The sequence below is a fragment of the Micromonospora sp. NPDC049559 genome, assembly GCF_040676675.1.
Classification (GTDB): Bacteria; Actinomycetota; Actinomycetes; order Mycobacteriales; family Micromonosporaceae; genus JBFAPK01.
On the sequence record NZ_JBFAPK010000059.1, the window covers coordinates 18,588 to 34,850 of the forward strand.

Consider the following 16,263-nt stretch of genomic DNA (forward strand, 5'->3'; position numbering starts at 1 on the left):
GGGCCGCCGCGCCTCGGGCGGGGCCCGGGGTCAGGCCGTGGGGACGGGACGGCCCCGCCGCTGGGCGACGTACTCGACCAGGGTGACCAGTACGGTCTTGCCCGACTGCCGCTCGCGCGCGTCGCAGAGGACCACGGGCACGCCCGGGTCGAGGTCGAGCGCCTGGCGTACCGAGTCGGTGCTGTAGCGCTGCGCGCCGTCGAAGCAGTTGACCCCGACGACGAACGGCATGCCCCGCTGCTCGAAGTAGTCGACCGACGGGAAGCAGTCGGCGAGCCGGCGGGTGTCGGCCAGGACCACCGCGCCGAGCGCGCCGAAGGACAGCTCGTCCCAGAGGAACCAGAACCGGTCCTGCCCTGGGGTGCCGAAGAGGTAGACCTGAAGGTCGTCGTTGATGGTGATGCGGCCGAAGTCCATCGCCACCGTGGTGGTGTTCTTGCCCTCCACGCCCGAGATGTCGTCGGTGGCGGCACCGGCGTCCGTGAGGATCTCCTCGGTCTGCAGTGGCCGGATCTCGCTGACCGCACCGACCAGCGTCGTCTTGCCCACCCCGAACCCGCCCGCGATGAGGATCTTCAGCGCGATCGGCAACGGCCGCCCGCCGCCGGTACGGTCAGAGCGCACGGAGTCCATTGACCACCGCCTTGAGGATGTTGTCGTCGGGATAGTTGGTGGCGGCCGGGGGCTCGTGGATGTCGACGAGCCCCGCCGCGAGCAGGTCCCCGAGGAGCACCCGCACCACGCCGAGCGCCAGGTCGAGGTGGGCCGACAGCTCAGCCACGGAGATCGGCTCCTGCGCCATCTCCACGATCATCCGGTGCTCGGGCTGGAACTGTGGACGGCCGGCGAGCCGTTCCGGCGGTCCGGCCACCACGAACGCGACCAGGTCGAAGCCGCCCGCCGCCGGCCGGGCCCGCCCACCGGTCATGGTGTACGCCCGGACCAGCGGCCCCGCCTCCTCGTCCAGCCAGTCGTGGTGCGGACCGGGTGGCTCAGCCGGCATCGGCGGGCTCCGTGGATGAGCGTCTCGCCGCGCTCATGTTCTGCCCGACCCGGGTGACCAGCATCGCCATCTCGTACGCGATGAGGCCGATGTCGGAGTCGGCGTCGGCGAGCACGGCGAGGCACGCCCCCTGACCCGCCGCCGTGACGAAGAGGTACGCCTCGTCCATCTCGACCACGGTCTGGCGGACCGCCCCGGCGCCGAAGTGCCGGCTGGCGCCCTTGGCGAGGCTCTGGAAACCCGCGGCCATCGCGGACATGTGCTCCGCGTCCTCCTGGGTCAGATTCGCCGACGCGCCCATCAACAGACCGTCCGCCGAGAGCACGACGGCCTGCTGCGCGGTGGGCACCCGCTCCACCAGGTCGTCGAGCAGCCAGTCGAGTTGCGCGCCCGGCCTCGTCGTGTTCACCACTAGGCGTCCCTTCCAGAATCGGTAGAGCCCGGCCCGGTCACCGGGGCGGCTTCGAGGATGACACGGGGCAGCTCCGCGGTCGGCTGGTCGGCGGGCGGCGTGGCGGCCACTGCCGGGCCGTCCCCCGGAACCGGATACGCCGACGGAGCCGGCGTGGCGGCCGACCTCGGCTTGCGTACCGGCAGCGGCGGCGGTGCGGCGGTCTCGGCGGCCGCGGCCCGCTCGGCGGGCCCGCCGGGCTGCCCCGGTACGCCCGGCTGGCCCGGGTAGCCCGGTGTGCCCGGCTGGCCCGATGCGCCCGGCTGGCCCGATGCGCCCGGCTGGTTCGGATCGACCGGCAGGTCCGCCGGGAGCCGGGGCATCACGACGGTGGCGTCCCCGCCGTCCGGGAGCGGACCGGGTGCCTCCCCGCCGGGCGAGGCAGCGCCGGGCGACCTTTCTGCGGCCGCGGCCGCGCCGTTCGGCTCCGCGCCGGCCGGCGGGCGGGGTCGTTCCTCGTCGCCGGCGCGCTCGGTGGGGAGGCCGGCGTCCTTGCGGCCCCGGGCGGTCCCGGACTGCAGCGCCGCCATCAACAACCGGACCTGCTCCGGCGAGCGCGGTGCCGGCGGTCCGCCGGTCTCGGCGGCCTCGGTCGCCGCCGGGGCATCCTCGCGCAGCTGCGGCGCCAGGCTGCTCTGCCGAACCCGCCGGGGCAGCCCGTCGTCGCCGACCGGCGGCTCCGCCCGCGTTCCCGCCGGCTTCCCGGCGGCGGCCGGCCGGTTGGCGCGGCGGCTCGGTACGGCGGTCAGCCGGGTGACCCGACCGGCGCGCCGGCCCGGCTCCGGGGCGACGGGGGGCGCGGCGGCGTCCTCGGCACCCGCAGCCGGGTCCTCCGGCCCGTCGGGCGCCTCCCCACCCGCCGCCGGGCGGGCCGGTCGCGCGGGCTGCGCCGGGGCGTCGGTGACCAGGTTGCCGGGCACCAGCACCACCGCGGTGACCCCGCCGTACGGCGAGGAGCGCAACCGCACCCGGATCCCGTGCCGGGCGCCGAGCTGCGCCACCACGAAGAGGCCGAGCCGCGAGCTGTTGGCCGGGTCGAAGTCGGGCGGGTCGGCCAGTCGCCGGTTGGCGTCCTCGATCGCCTCGGGGGTGAGGCCGAGGCCCCGGTCCTCGATCTCGATGGCGTACCCGTTCGGCACGACCTGACCGAGGACCTGCACCCGGGTCTGCGGCGGGGAGAACGAGGTGGCGTTCTCGATCAGCTCGGCCAGCAGGTGGATCAGGTCGCCGACGGCCCGGCCGAGGACGGCGGCGGGCGGGACGGTCTGGATGTCGACCCGGGCGTAGCTCTCCACCTCGGAGATGGCGCCGCGGATCACGTCGACGATGGGGATCGGGTTCCGCCAGCCGCGCCCGGGCGCGGCGCCCGCGAGGATGACCAGGTCCTCGGCATGGCGACGCATCCGGGTGGACATGTGGTCGACCCGGAACAGGTCCTCCAGCTCCTCCGGGTCGGTGGCCCGCCGCTCCATCTTGTCGAGCAGGGCGAGCTGCCGGTGCAGCAGCGTCTGGCTGCGCCGGGCGATGTTGAGGAACACCTCGTTCAGCCCGCGGCGCAGGACCGCCTCGTCGACCGCGGAGCGTACGGCCGTGCGCTGTACCTCGCTGAACGCCTTGCCGAGCTGGCCGATCTCGTCCTGCCCGTACTCCAGCGGCGGCGCCTCCCGGCTGACGTCGACCTCCTCGCCCCGCCGCAGCCGGCCGACCACGTCCGGCAGCCGCTGCTCGGCGAGCGCCAGCGCGTCGGCCCGCAGCGAGGTGAGGCGGCGGATCAGCGACCGGCCGATGCGTACGGCGATGAGGAGCGAGACGACGACCGCGGCGAGGCCCACCACGCCGGCGAGTCCGAGCCGCACCAGGATGTCGATCGCGACCGGCATGGTGCGCTTGGCGAGCGCGTCCGAGGTCGACAGCTCGAAGTCGCGCAGCCGCTGCTGGACGACGTCGTACTCGCCCTGCCAGCGCTGCGCCGTCACCGGTGGGGCCGCGCCGGTGCGCCCCTTGGCGACGAGGTCGTCCTCCATGCCGGTGAGCCGGACGAAGGGCTCGCTCTCGGTGAGCCGCTGGTACCGCGCCCGGTCCTCGGCGGGCAGGCCGGCCACGGCGGCGGTGAAGAGGTACCGGGAGGTGCCGATGATCTGCACGAGCTGCTCGTGCTCGCCCTCGGCAAAGGTGTTCGCGCTGGTCGCGCCCGCCACCAGGGTGTCGACCTGGCCGAGCACCTCGCGCGCCTGCCCGAGCGCGGTGAGGGCGCGGGCCTGCCGGTTGAGCCCCTCGTCGGGGAGGGTGGCGAGTTCGGTGAAGGCGCGGAACAGCGAGGTGATCATGCTGCTGTAGAGCCCGAGCGCGCCGCTGCGGTCCATGTCCCGCCGGTCGATGAACCCGCGCCCGGCCGGCAGCGCCTCCAGCGCGGTCAGCACCTCGCCGAGCCGCGTTTCGAGCGACTCGCCGGCGGCGTCGCGCAGGGCGTCGCCGGTCGCCCGGCGGCGCAGCTCCGCGACCGCCCGGTCGGTGCTGGCGCGCTGCGCGCCCAGCGCGCCGACGTCGCCCTTGCCGGCGAGGTAGACGACCGAGAGGCGGCGTTCCTTCTGCAGTTCGGCGACCAGCTGCTCGCCCGGCCGACCCAACTCGTCGAGGAGCCGCTGGGCGGAGAGCAGCGAGAGCGCCGGGCCGATCGCCAGGGTGGTCGCGAAGATCCAAAGCGCCAGCAGCGCGGCGACGGGCACCGCAATCAAAGCGATGATCTTCGACCGGATCGGCCAGTTGCGGGTTTTCATCAGACCTCGCCCACGGGGGGTTGGCGGACGTACGTGTTTCCGGCCGGCCGCGACCCCCGGCCGGAGTCGCGAATCACGGCCGCGCGCCTTCGGCAGAATACGGAATCGTAAGCGTCGGCACTACCAGGCCATCCGGGCACCTTTGCCGGCTAACCGACAATACCGTCTCCTGTGGAACGCGATCCCTTGCCACATAAGGGCTACGTACGGACATTGCACAGGGTTGTCGGGCGGCGGTGTGACCCTCGACTCGCCCGCACGCGTCGGGGTGCCCGCCCGGCGCTCACGCGCGCCCGGACGAGCACCCCGCAACATTGCCCGCGCCTCGTCCGGCCCAGGCCGTGACGGCTCAGGCCGTGACGGTGAGCCCCAGCCCGTCGGCGACCCGGCGGCCGTACGCCTCGTCGCACTGGCCGAGGTGCCAGACCATCTTCTCCTGGATGTGCTTGTCGCACTGGCTCAGCTGGTTGACCAGGTTCTTGACGAGGTCGTCGCGCTCCCAGTCCGGCATGGTGCGGAACCGCTCGCCCGCCTGGGCGTAGTTGTTCTGCCGCTCGATCGGCGCCTTGACGACCTGCCCGGAGACGTACGGCCGGTACTCGCGGTACGACTCGTCGGCCTCCCGCAGCCCCGCCACGGACGAGGGCTCGAAGTTGATGTGCGGGTTGGCGCCCCGGTTGTCCACGTGGTAGGACATCTGGCCGCCGTCCTGGTTGGTGTTGATTGGCACGTCCTGGCGCGGCGCGTTGACGGGCAGCTGGAGGTAGTTCGGGCCGACCCGGTAGCGCTGCGTGTCGGAGTAGGAGAAGGTCCGGCCGACCAGCATCTTGTCGTCGCTGAAGTCCAGCCCGTCCACCAGTACGCCGGTGCCGAACGCGATCTGCTCGTTCTCGTTGTGGAAATTGGTGACGTTCCGGTTGAGCGTCATCATCCCGACCGGCCGCAGCGGGAAGACGTCCTCGGGCCAGGTCTTGGTGTCGTCCAGCGGGTCGAAGTCCAGCTCCGGATGCTCGTCGTCGCTCATGAGCTGGACGTTGAGCTCCCACTGCGGGTAGTTGCCCGCCTCGATCGCCTCGTAGAGGTCCTTCGAGGCGTGGCCCAGCTCGTTGGCCTGGATCGCGGCGGCCTGCTCCTCGGTGAGGGACTCGATGCCCTGCTGCGACTTCCAGTGGTACTTGACCAGCACGCCCTCGCCCTCGGCGTTGACCATGCGGTACGTGTTCACCCCGAAGCCGTCCTGGGTGCGGTAGTTGGCCGGGATGCCGCGCGGGCTGAACAGCCAGGTCAGCATGTGCATGGACTCCGGCGTGTTCGACATGAAGTCGAAGATCCGGTTCGCCTCCTGCCGGAAGGTGACCGGGTCCGGCTTCAGGGCGTGGATCACGTCCGGGAACTTGATCGCGTCCCGGATGAAGAAGACCGGGAGGTTGTTGCCGACCAGGTCCCAGTTGCCGTCCTCGGTACGGAACTTCACCGCGAAGCCGCGCGGGTCGCGCGTCGCCTCGGACGAGTCCCGACCGCCGATGACGGTGGAGAACCGTACGCTCACCGGCGTCTTCCGGCCCTTGGTCTGGAAGAGCTTGGCCCGGGTGTACCGCGACGCCGGCTCGTCGCCGATCGTCCCGTACGCCTCGAACTCGCCGTGCGCGACGAAGCCGCGCGCGTGCACCACCCGCTCCGGAATCCGCTCCCGGTCGAAGTGGCTGATCTTCTCCAGGAAGTGGTAGTTCTCCAGCGTCGCCGGCCCGCGCGAACCGACGGTGCGCTGCTGCTGGTTGTTGTGCACCGGGTGACCCTGCCGGGTCGTGAGGGTCGGCTTGGGGAGTTGGGGATCGCTCATCGGTCTCCTCCTGATACTGGTGCTCTTCCTGGCAACCGGGGACGAATGCCCCGGGGCGCAATCGCCACGCGCTCCCGCGCCGTAGGCGGGAGTCACGCTCGGGTCCGCCTCCGGCGTCCCGCCCCCGCGACCCGAACAACGCCGCCCGCGGCACCCGGGTTCCGGCGCGCCGCGGTTCCGGCCCGGCGGCACGGCCGGCGCGCACCCGACCACCCAAGCGCGTTTTCTGGAATGAGTCAAGTCTAGAGCCCACCCGCAGCCCGGCGGCGGCCCGGCGGCGGCCCGGCGACGAATCAGACTTAGGCGGATAAAACGCTCGGCGCCCCCGCTCGGCGCCCTGGCCGGACCGGGGGTTTCGGGCGCGACCGGGCCGGGGCGTCCCGCCGGGTACCGCCCGGACCGGGCAGGAAAGTACGGCGGATCGGGATTGGCGACGAGGGTCCCGCGGGAATACGGATGGCGAAGGAGGAGCCATGTCGTCCACCGAGATCGTCGTCAGCGCCATCATCATCGTCGTGCTCGCGGCCGTCATCGTGGCCGCCCGGGTGATCGTCCAACAGACCCGGCGCCGCGCCCTGCGCACCCGGTTCGGGCCGGAGTACGACCGGGCCGTCGAGACGGAGCAGGACCGCACCGCAGCCGAACGGGAGCTGCGTGCCCGGGAGCGCCGGCACGCCGAACTCACCCTCACCCCACTGTCGGAGGAGTCCCGTCGGCGGTACGCGCAGGCGTGGCGGGAGACCCAGGCCCGCTTCGTCGACTCGCCGGGCGAGGCCGTCGGCGCCGCGGACGAACTGGTCACCCGGCTGGTGGCCGAGCGCGGCTACCCGACCGGCGACTACTCCGACCAGCTCTCGCACCTGAGCGTCGAGCACGCCCGCACCCTGGGCAGCTACCGGGACGCGCACGAGATCCGGCTGCGCCAGGACCGCGGCGAGGCGAGCACCGAGGAGCTGCGCCAGGCCGTCGTGCACTACCGCGCGCTCTTCGCCGACCTGCTGGGCGAGGAACCCGTACGCCAGCAGGGCGACCCCGCGGACCGGCGGGCGGCGCCGGCCGAAGGGGCGCCGCAGGTGCCCCAGGACACCCCGAGCCGTTGAGGAGATTTCCGATGCGCCATGCCGAGCAACAGACGCAGGAACAGCCGCGCGACGCCACCGCCGCGCCGGCACGACCGGAGGCGGCCGACGGCCGACGCGAGGAGCCGGGACACGGGAGCGGGTCCGGCTCCCGGGCACCCGAGGACGCCCTCGACGACCGGGGCTCCTACGACACCCCGGAATACGACACCCCGGAACGGACCGGCGGCGACCGTGGTCCGGACGTACCCGAGACCGACGCCGACCAGGGACGGGGCCGCACCGACCGTCGCGACCCGGACGCGGCCGACCGGGCCGGGTCACGGACCGCGACCGACCCGCGCGTCGGCACGTACCGATCGACCGAGGCCGACGCGGAGCGCGCCGAGGCCGGGGAGCGCGAGTTCCACGAGCCGGCGGCGCTGCCCACCACGTTCGGCGCCGCCTCGGTCGGCGACGCGGTCGCCGCCAGCGCGCTCGCCGGGGAGAGCCGCGCCACCGAGCACGACGTACGCGAGGAGAACCCGGACCGCGCCGCGGACGGCGTCACCGACGCGCGGGAACTGCCGGCGGAGCCGGGCGAGGCGCGCGGCGCGGCGACGTCCGAGCCCGGAACGGCGACCGGTACCGCGACCACGGGCGGGCCGGGGTCCGGGACCACGACGACCGGGGCGGCGAAGTGGATCTCCGCTGAGACCGCCGAGGGCCTCCGCGACCGCTGGCGGGACGTACAGCTGCGCTTCGTCGACGACCCCCGTGCGGCCACCGGCGAGGCGGCCGGGCTGCTGGACGAGGCGTTGAAGACGTTCACCTCCGCGCTGGCGGCGCGCCGGCGCGAGCTGGACGGTACGCCGGACGCCGATGCCGGCGACACCGAGCAGCTCCGGATGGTGGTCCGCCGCTACCGCGAGTTCCTGGACCGCCTGCTCGACTGCTGACGACGCGGCGGCGAGCCCGCCGGACCACGGACGGGTGTCCCGGCCACCACCGGCCGGGACACCCGTCTGCGTACGCCCGCCGCCGCGCCCTCGCCCCGCACTCGGCCACCGCACCCCGTCGGAGCGCGGGTCGTGACCGGGCGAACAGAGGGAGTGAAAACTCCTCACCTTGGGTAGTAGGCGGCCCGGCGCGGGCCGGCTGGTACGCGCCCGAGCCGAACGAGAGGTGGCGGCGTGGACGGCGGCCTACGACTCAACATGAACGCGCTGGACTACGCGATCCTGGCGCTCTACTTCGTCACGGTCCTCGGCGTGGGCTTCGCCGCCCGCCGGGCGATCCGGACCAGTGTCGACTTCTTCCTCTCCGGCCGGTCCCTGCCGGCCTGGGTGACCGGCCTGGCCTTCGTCTCGGCCAACCTCGGCGCGCTGGAGATCATCGGCATGGCCGCCAACGGCGCCCAGTACGGCATCATGACGGTCCACTACTACTGGATCGGCGCCGTACCGGCGATGGTCTTTCTGGGCATCGTGATGATGCCCTTCTACTACGGCTCCAAGGTCCGCAGCGTGCCGGAGTACCTGCGGTTGCGCTTCAACCGGCCGACGCACCTGCTCAACGCGATCAGCTTCGCGGTGGCGCAGGTACTGATCGCCGGGGTGAACCTCTACGCGCTCGCCCTGGTGCTGGACGCGCTGCTCGGCTGGCCGCTCTGGCTGTCGATCGTGGTCGGTGCGGCGATCGTGCTCGCCTACATCGGCATCGGCGGGCTCTCCTCGGCTATCTACAACGAGGTGCTCCAGTTCTTCGTCATCCTCGCCGGCCTCATCCCGATCACGGTGATCGGGCTGGTCAAGGTCGGCGGCGTGGACGGCCTGTGGGACGCGGTACGCGGTTCCAAGCTGGGCGAGGCGGGCCTGCACACCTGGGCGGACACCGGCAACTCGGCCAACCCGCTCGGCGCCAACTGGATCGGGCTCGTCTTCGGCCTCGGCTTCGTCCTCTCGTTCGGCTACTGGACCACGAACTTCGCCGAGGTCCAACGCGCGCTCTCGGCCCGGAACATGAGCGCGGCCCGGCGCACGCCGCTCATCGGCGCGTACCCGAAGCTGCTGATCCCCGCGGTGACGGTGATCCCCGGCCTGGTGGCGCTGGTGACCGTGAAGGGACTCGGCGCAGACAGCGGCACGTTGCAGTACAACAACGCGATCCCGCTGCTCATGCGCGACCTGCTCCCGAACGGGGTGCTCGGCGTGGCGGTGACCGGGCTGCTCGCCTCGTTCATGGCCGGCATGGCGGCGAACGTGAGCGGCTTCAACACCGTCTTCACGTACGACATTTGGCAGGCGTACGTGAAGCGGGACCGCGACGACGCGTACTACCTGCGGGTCGGGCGGATCGCCACCCTCGTCGGCGTGATCGTCGGCATCGGTACCGCCTTCATCGCGGCCGGGTTCAGCAACATCATGAACTACATCCAGACGCTCTTCTCGCTCTTCAACGCGCCGCTCTTCGCCACCTTCATCATCGGCATGTTCTGGCGCCGGATGACCGCCTGGGCCGGCTTCTGGTCGCTCCTGGTCGGCACCCTGGGCTCGCTCGCCACGTACCTGCTCTACCTCGGCGGGGTGCTCGACTTCCAGTCCGACCTGGAGGAGAGCTTCTGGGGCGCGGGGATCGCGTTCGTCCTGGTGGTGGTCGTCGCGCTGCTGCTCAGCCCGCTCGGCGCGCCGAAGCCCGACGAGGACCTGCGCGGCCTGGTGTACGGGCGCGGCAGCGTCGACCTCACCGCCGACGTGCTGGCCGGCGACGCCGCCTGGTACCGCTCGCCGATTCTGCTCGGCGCGGTCGCCCTGGCCCTGTCCGTGCTGTTCTACCTGCCGGTCCTCTAGCGAGAGAGGCCCACGCCGCGTCCGGTCATGGGCTCCGGCCCGCTACGAAGGGACACCCCGATGGAAGACCGCACCTCCCCGACCTCCGACCCGCTGCTGGCCGGCAGCGAACAGGAGCGGCGCCGCTCCGCCGCCGCCCGGCTCTTCGACATCCGCCGGGTGATCGGCGGCCTCTTCACCGTCTACGGCGTGATCGTGACCCTGGTCGGGCTCTTCGACTCCCCCGCCGAGATCGACAAGGCCCAGGGCGTACGGATCAATCTCTGGGCCGGGCTCGCGATGCTCGTCTTCGGGCTCGCCTTCCTGCTCTGGCAGTGGGTACGCCCGGCCGAGCCGCCGCCGTCCGAGGAGCAGCAGGACGCCACCGGCAGTCCGGCCGCGGGCCGGTGAACCGGCACGGTCGCCGGTCGCGAACGCACGGTCGCCGGCCGCGAACACGCGGGACACCGGCTCCGTCGAGGCGGCAGAGCTCGCCAAACCGCCCGGGCGGGCGATTGGGCCGGGCGATCGCGGGTAGGTGACCCGGGGGCAGGACGCCGATTCCCGGACGAGGAGGAGGGCAGCACCCGTGACGGAGCAGTTCCCGGACCGGCCGTTGGAGGAGTACCCGGACGTGGCGGACGCCATCGACGACGACATCACGGCGCCGCCGCTGCGTACCGGCGGCGGCCCGGACGCGGACACCCCGGCCTTCCGCGAGCCCGGCGACCCGCAGGCCGACTTCCCGCCCACCGACGATCTGATCGGGGACGCCGCCAGCGGCCCGACGGGTCCGGCCGCCACCGGGCCGGCCCGGACCGGGGCCGAGCAGCCGTGGGACCCGGAGGACCTGGCCGTGGCGAAGGGGGCGGATCCGACCCCGGAGAACGTCGCCCGGGCCCGGCGCGAGCTGGAGGAGGACGGGCCCGCCGCCGTCGAGCGCCAGGTCCCGTAAGGCCGCGTTTCACAAGGACCGGCCGTACGCGCGGCGGTGAGCCCTGGTCCGCGAGTCCGACTCGGCGGACCAGGGCTCACCTGGTGTGGGTGCTGTCAGCGCGGCCCGGCCGTCACAGCGGCGGGTACGCGTTCTGCATCAACTGCTGGAACTGCGCCGCGAACCAGGCGCCCGAGATCGGGGCGCCCGCCAGAGCACCGCTCATGTTGTTGTTGTTGCGCGGGTTGCCGCCGTACGTCGGGTCGCACATCCGGTCGAAGCCCTTGCCCTCGTCGTTGTCGATCTGGGTGCTGGAGCCGTCCGACTCACCCGGGGGCTTGATCCAGACGTACGCGTCGATGCCGGAGGCCGGCGCCGAGCGGGGCCGCTCGCCGAGGCCGGCGCCGCTCTGGTTGCACCAGTTGCCGAGGTGGATCCGGCGGTCGATGCGGGAGCCGTCGACCTGCTGGTCGAGGGTGCCGGAGGTGACCGGACCCGTCGGCCGGTTGGCGCCGCCCCAGCCGTTGCGGGACGTGTCGATCAGCATCCCGATACTGCTGGGGAAGCCGGCCTGGATCAGCCGCTGCCGGAACGCCTGGGCGAAGGACTGCTCGTCCACGTACCGGTTCCAGTCGATCCACTTCGACTGGCGGTTCTGCTCGGTCACGGTGAGGTAGGGCTCCACGGTGGCCGAGTAGTTGGCGGTGTTGGTGATGAAGCCGTGCACGTTGTTGACCGTGCTACCGGAGGCGCGGGCGGCCTGGGCGAGCAGGTCGGCCGTGGGGCCGAAGTTGTCGTCCCAACCGATCCAGCCGTGGTGGCCGGCGTCGACGTAGTTGTAGACGTTCGGGATGGCGCCCAGCTTGGCCAGGGCGTACCCGACGCCGTTCACGTAGTTGCCGTTGGCCTTCATGGTGTCGCACTGCGGGGTCGCCGTCGCCCGGCTGCCGGTGTTGGTCACCAGGTTCGGCAGCGAGTCGATTTCGATGATCGCGATGATCCGCAGGTTCCGGTACTTCGAGTCGCTCATGATCGCGGCGATCGGGTCGATGTACTCGCTCTTGTACCGGGGCAGGTCGTCCGGGCCGAGTTCGCCGTTGGAGGCGAGCGCGGCGCAGTCCCGGCCGGGCAGGTTGTAGATGACGAACTGGATGTAGCCCGCGCCCTGCGCGAGCGCCTCGTCCAGGTGGTCACGTACGCCCATCGGGCCGTTGGAGCTGCTGTCCGGCGTGCCCTCGATCGCGGCGATCCGGTCGATCCAGACACCGGTCGGGTTGTTGGAGACGCGGTTGCCGCCCGAGACGGACTCCGCCTTGGCCTTCCACTCCGGGTTCACGTAACCGCGGGCCCCGACGTACGGGTTGTCGACCCGCTGGCCGCCGCCCGGCGGGGTGGTCGGGGGCGTCGTCGGCGGAGTGGTGGGCGGGGTGGTCGGCGGACGGGTGGTCGGCCCGCCGGTCGGCGGCGTGGTCGGGGTACCGCCATTGCAGGTCGTCCCGTTGATCGTGAACGACGTGGGGTTGGGGTTGCTGCCGCTCCACGAGCCGTTGAAACCGATGCTGGTGGAGGCGCCGGTGGCGAGCGAGCCGTTGTAGGAGAGGCTCTGCGCGGTCACCTGGCTGCCGGACTGGCTCCACGTGGCCGACCAGCCCTGCTGCAGCCGCTGGCTGCTGTTCGGGAAGGTGAAGCCGAGGGTCCAGCCGTTCAGCGGGTCACCGACGTTCCGGATGGTGATGTTGGCGGTGAAGCCGCCCTGCCACTGGTTGGTGCTGTACGTCACGCTGCACTGGGTCGCCGCGTGCGCGGTGGTGACCGGGATGGTGACGAGACCGGCGGCCACCAGCGCGCTCGCGCCCGCCAGCGCAAGCGCCTTGCGCCGGCCGGACAACCTGATCGGTAAATTCATGCCACTGAACTCCTTGGGCCAGCCGGGTCCATCGGGAACGGTGCCCGGCGCGGCGGCCTGACGGGCGCCGGTCGTGGGACCGGCCGTAGGCGCCGTGGGGAAACTGCGGGTTGCCCGGCCCGGTCGGGCTGAGGTGCGGGTGGTGGTGCGGCCGTCCGGGACGGCCGGTGTGGACGCCGTCCGGCGAACCGGATGCCCTCGACGTCGGCTGCGCGGTGTGGCTCCCCTCACAGCGTGGGTGAATTCTTGCATGGGAGCGCTTCCATCACAACACCCGGATACTCATCCCCGCCGATCCGTTGCCCCGCCGGACGTTCCCCTCCGGACGGAGGAAAGCCCTGGCCACGCCCGACTGAGGGCGATGACCAGGGCTTCGTTTCCGGCGGCCGGCGCGGGCCGCGGCTCAGTGTCCGGCGTCGACCGACCGGACGATGTCGGCCGCCTGCTGCTCCCACTGCGCGTACGCGAACGGGTACGCCGAGACCTGCACGCTCTGCGCGGCGTCGGTCAGCGGCATGTCCTGCCAGCCGTGGACCCGCTCCAGCCCGTCGAAGAACGCCCGCGAGGCGTACTCCGGGTTCGTGACCTGCTCCGGCGTACCCCAGCCCGAGCTGGGGCGCTGCTGGAAGAGGCCCAGCGAGTCGTGGTCGTTCTGCGCGCCCAGGTGGCCGAGGTTGTTCAACTTCGACTCCTGCAGGCTGGTGGCCACCCCGATCACCGCGGCCCGCTCCGGCAGGCCCATCTTCCGCGCGGTGTGCACGATGGTACGGGCGTTGTCGAGTTGCTCCGGCGAGATCGGCGTGCTCGACTGCGCGCCCTGCGTCCCGTACGGGATCAGCTGCTCCATCTTCGGCGCGGCACCGTCGTCCGAGGAGTTCCCGCCGTCGTCGTTCGCGGCGGGCGCGGCCGGGGCGGCCGGGGCGACGGGGGCCGCCTGCGGGGCCGGCGCGGCGGCGGACGGCGCCGGCGCGTCGAGCACGCCCGGTCCGGCCGCGACACCGCCGACGAAGGCCAGCCCGGCGACGAGCAGCGCGCCCTTGCGCAGGCCGGTACGTGCGGCCAGCCGACGGACGCTCTCCCCGTCGACCCGCGCCACCGCCTGCCGCGTGGTGCGCGCCGCGCCCGCGGCGTGCTCGGCCACCTGCCGTCCGGCGATGCGGACCTGGTCGCCGAGCCGGTACGCACCGACCTCGGCCCGCCGGCGCGAAGCCTGCTCGCGCGAAGCCTGCCGGGAAGAGGTCTGCTGGGACGAAGTCTGTTGGGGAGTGATGGCCGGGAGCCATCGGGCGAAGGAGACCTTCACGATGGTTGCCCTCTCGTCAGAGATATCAGCGTCAGGAATAGCCGGGGTCGGGGGATGTCCGGCCCCGGGATCTCGGCGGCGGCGACATCGAGCGGGGGGAAATCCAGCGTCGGGATGTCGAGCGTTGCCGGACGCGCCGGCCGCCGGGGTACCGGGCCCCGCCCGCACCGGCTCACCGGGGAGCGCCGGACGGCGAGCGACGCGCGACCGCCGGACGGCGAGCGACGCGCGACCGCCGGACGCGCGAGCGCCACCGGCACTTCCGGCGGGCGCCAACACCTCGGGGACCACCGTTCGGGTGGAGACCAACCGCCTCCGGCACCCGGGTTACCAAGATTCCAACCAGCCGGGTGTGTCGGTAATTCCGGACTTGCCGGGTGACCGGCCGCCGGCCACTCCCGCAGCGGGCCCTTGAGCTGTCGCACCGTGCCGTCACCTGAACGTCCGGGGCGTTATCGGTGTCGGGCAGCGCCTCTGGTGTTCAGGCGACGGCTGGTGGCGGGGCGCGGTCCGGGCTTGTGGGCTGGTGTGGTCTCGCGCTGGTTGGCCACTTCCACTGTGGCCGGGACAGGCGCTCGTGAAGTACACACTCGCCACTAGGACCCCATCCGATTCGGACGGGACGTGGGCGCCTAATCCGGACATCCGTTGAAGGGGCGAAACCGGCGGCTACGTCCGGCACGACCGGGCCGAAGCTCCGGCCATTGGGGAAACCCGCCGGAAAATCGTGACCGTCGGCACCAGTGTGACCGGCGTTGCCGGACGGGACAGAATGAATGCCAAGACGTCAATTTCCGGGCTGGTCGTAACGGGGCGGCCGACGGGAACGAAAACCGTCGTTATCACCCGGCGCCCGCCCGTCCGCCCGATAGGGCCCCGCGGTGCCGGTACCGCCCGCCCGGCCCGATAGCACGACTCACCTCCCTAAGCCGGCAATTCATAAAAGCTTCGATAATGCGACCAAAGCTCGCAACGCGTCCTAATGTCGGTCGTGGCCCGGCTTCCGCCGAGCGAAGGCAACAGGGATCGGAGTGACACAAGTCATGTCTAAGAAGTTCTTCGGCAAGGTTGTCGTTGGCGCCGCGCTCGGCGGCGTCTCCCTGCTCGTCTGTTCTCCCGGAATCGCGATGGCGGACAACGGTCCGCACAAAGCGGATGGGAAATACGAAGAGGGACGAATTCTCAGCAAACCGCACGTGGTGAAGAGCGGCGACGAGGCGAAGATCATCGAGATCTGCAAGTCACCGCAGGACTACCCGTGGGTCGCGTCCAAGATCACCGGCAAGCTCCAGCTGAAACCGGTGGACGACGCGGAGAAGGACGGCGGCTGGGCCAAGGAAGAGTCCGACAAAAAGGACTACAAGTCTGAGGAAGACTACCAAAGCTACAAGAAGGACAAAGACTACAAGAAGGACAAGGACTACCAGGAATACCAGAAGGACAAGGTCTACAAGAACGACAAGGAATACCAGGACTACAAGGATTACAAGGACTACCAGGAGTACCGGAAGTACAAGGAGGAGAAGTCCTCCGAGGAGCACGCCGCCCCGAGCGGGACGGCGACCGGTGACAGCCACGCGAAGACCGAGTCGCACGCGCCGGGCGAGTCGGAGAAGGCCCCGAACGGACAGCAGCCCGGCGAGGAAAAGGCCCCCGAGAAGAAGGCTCCCGAAAAGGCGCCCATGTCCGGTTCCGGCGGGGGCGTGATCGTCCAGGACTTCGCCTACTCGGAGGACTCGAGCAGCGGCTACGAGCACGAGGAGTGGGGCGCCAAGGACGACAAGGGCAAGAAGGACGACAAGGCCAAGGACGACAAGAGCGGCAGCGACTGGGACGCCAAGGGTGACGACGCCAAGAAGGACGAAAAGACCTACGGCGACAGCAAGAAGGACGACCAGGGCTGGGACGCCAAGAAGGACGAAGAAGGCAAGAAAGACGACAAAAAGGCCTACGACGACAAGGCCGAGAAGGACGACAAGGCCAAGGACGACAAGGCCTACGGCGACAGCACCAAGGACGAGAAGAGCTGGGACGCCAAGGGCGACGACGCCAAGAAGGACGAAAAAGCCTACGGCGACAGCAAGAAGGACGACCAGGGCTGGGACGCCAAGAAGGACGAAGAAGGCAAGAAAGACGACAAAAAGGCCTACGACGACAAGGCCG

13 protein-coding genes are annotated in these 16,263 nt (G+C 71.5%); 6 read left to right on the top strand and 7 right to left on the bottom strand.

Going from position 1 to position 16,263, the window contains the following annotated elements; translation table 11 throughout:
- Positions 1–30 precede the first annotated feature (30 nt).
- The 5 genes from AB0J86_RS36965 to AB0J86_RS36985 all read right to left on the bottom strand — a co-directional run bounded on the left by AB0J86_RS36965 (position 31) and on the right by AB0J86_RS36985 (position 6,071).
- Entirely contained in the window at positions 31–633 is a 603-nt protein-coding gene (locus AB0J86_RS36965; protein WP_363862920.1) for an ATP/GTP-binding protein, read from the bottom strand.
- Positions 614–1,003 carry a DUF742 domain-containing protein gene (locus tag AB0J86_RS36970; RefSeq protein ID WP_363862922.1) on the bottom strand — a complete coding sequence of 130 codons (390 nt, stop codon included), beginning with the start codon at positions 1,001–1,003 and terminating at the stop codon, positions 614–616. Before AB0J86_RS36970 ends, AB0J86_RS36965 begins: the two co-directional genes overlap by 20 nt.
- Positions 993–1,415, bottom strand: a complete 423-nt coding sequence (locus AB0J86_RS36975) for a roadblock/LC7 domain-containing protein (RefSeq protein ID WP_363862925.1) — start codon at positions 1,413–1,415, stop codon at positions 993–995. The genes AB0J86_RS36970 and AB0J86_RS36975 overlap by 11 nt, the downstream gene beginning before the upstream one ends.
- Positions 1,415–4,231 carry a nitrate- and nitrite sensing domain-containing protein gene (locus tag AB0J86_RS36980; protein WP_363862928.1) on the bottom strand — a complete coding sequence of 939 codons (2,817 nt, stop codon included), beginning with the start codon at positions 4,229–4,231 and terminating at the stop codon, positions 1,415–1,417. The genes AB0J86_RS36975 and AB0J86_RS36980 overlap by 1 nt, the downstream gene beginning before the upstream one ends.
- A 349-nt stretch (positions 4,232–4,580) precedes the next feature.
- Complete coding sequence (locus AB0J86_RS36985; RefSeq protein ID WP_363862931.1) at positions 4,581–6,071, bottom strand: catalase; 1,491 nt, start codon at positions 6,069–6,071, stop codon at positions 4,581–4,583.
- A 473-nt stretch (positions 6,072–6,544) separates the two neighbouring features.
- Between AB0J86_RS36985 and AB0J86_RS36990 the strand changes: the two genes are divergently transcribed.
- The 5 genes from AB0J86_RS36990 (at position 6,545) to AB0J86_RS37010 (ending at position 10,912) form a co-directional block, all read left to right on the top strand.
- Entirely contained in the window at positions 6,545–7,171 is a 627-nt protein-coding gene (locus tag AB0J86_RS36990) for a hypothetical protein (protein WP_363862934.1), read from the top strand.
- A gap of 11 nt (positions 7,172–7,182) precedes the next feature.
- Complete coding sequence (locus tag AB0J86_RS36995) at positions 7,183–8,088, top strand: hypothetical protein (RefSeq protein ID WP_363862937.1); 906 nt, start codon at positions 7,183–7,185, stop codon at positions 8,086–8,088.
- 258 nt (positions 8,089–8,346) lie between these two features.
- A complete protein-coding gene (locus AB0J86_RS37000; RefSeq protein WP_363862961.1) occupies positions 8,347–9,978 on the top strand; it encodes a sodium:solute symporter family protein in 1,632 nt (543 codons plus the stop codon).
- Positions 9,979–10,038: 60 nt separating this feature from the next.
- A complete protein-coding gene (locus AB0J86_RS37005; protein ID WP_363862940.1) occupies positions 10,039–10,368 on the top strand; it encodes a hypothetical protein in 330 nt (109 codons plus the stop codon).
- Between the two features lie 178 nt (positions 10,369–10,546).
- Positions 10,547–10,912, top strand: coding sequence for a hypothetical protein (locus tag AB0J86_RS37010; protein ID WP_363862943.1), 366 nt, complete (start codon positions 10,547–10,549; stop codon positions 10,910–10,912).
- A gap of 112 nt (positions 10,913–11,024) precedes the next feature.
- Here the strand turns inward: AB0J86_RS37010 and AB0J86_RS37015 are convergent, their stop codons facing one another.
- Both AB0J86_RS37015 and AB0J86_RS37020 read right to left on the bottom strand, forming a co-directional pair.
- Positions 11,025–12,797 (bottom strand): glycoside hydrolase family 6 protein, encoded by a 1,773-nt coding sequence (locus AB0J86_RS37015; RefSeq protein ID WP_363862946.1) that lies wholly within the window; start codon positions 12,795–12,797, stop codon positions 11,025–11,027.
- A gap of 403 nt (positions 12,798–13,200) precedes the next feature.
- Positions 13,201–14,100: a hypothetical protein gene (locus AB0J86_RS37020; protein ID WP_363862949.1), complete on the bottom strand. Its 900-nt coding sequence runs from the start codon at positions 14,098–14,100 to the stop codon at positions 13,201–13,203.
- Between the two features lie 1,043 nt (positions 14,101–15,143).
- On the opposite strand from AB0J86_RS37020, the gene AB0J86_RS37025 reads away from it, so the two are divergent.
- Positions 15,144–16,263 (top strand): hypothetical protein (locus tag AB0J86_RS37025; protein ID WP_363862952.1); only part of this gene is annotated, 1,120 nt, incomplete at its 3' end.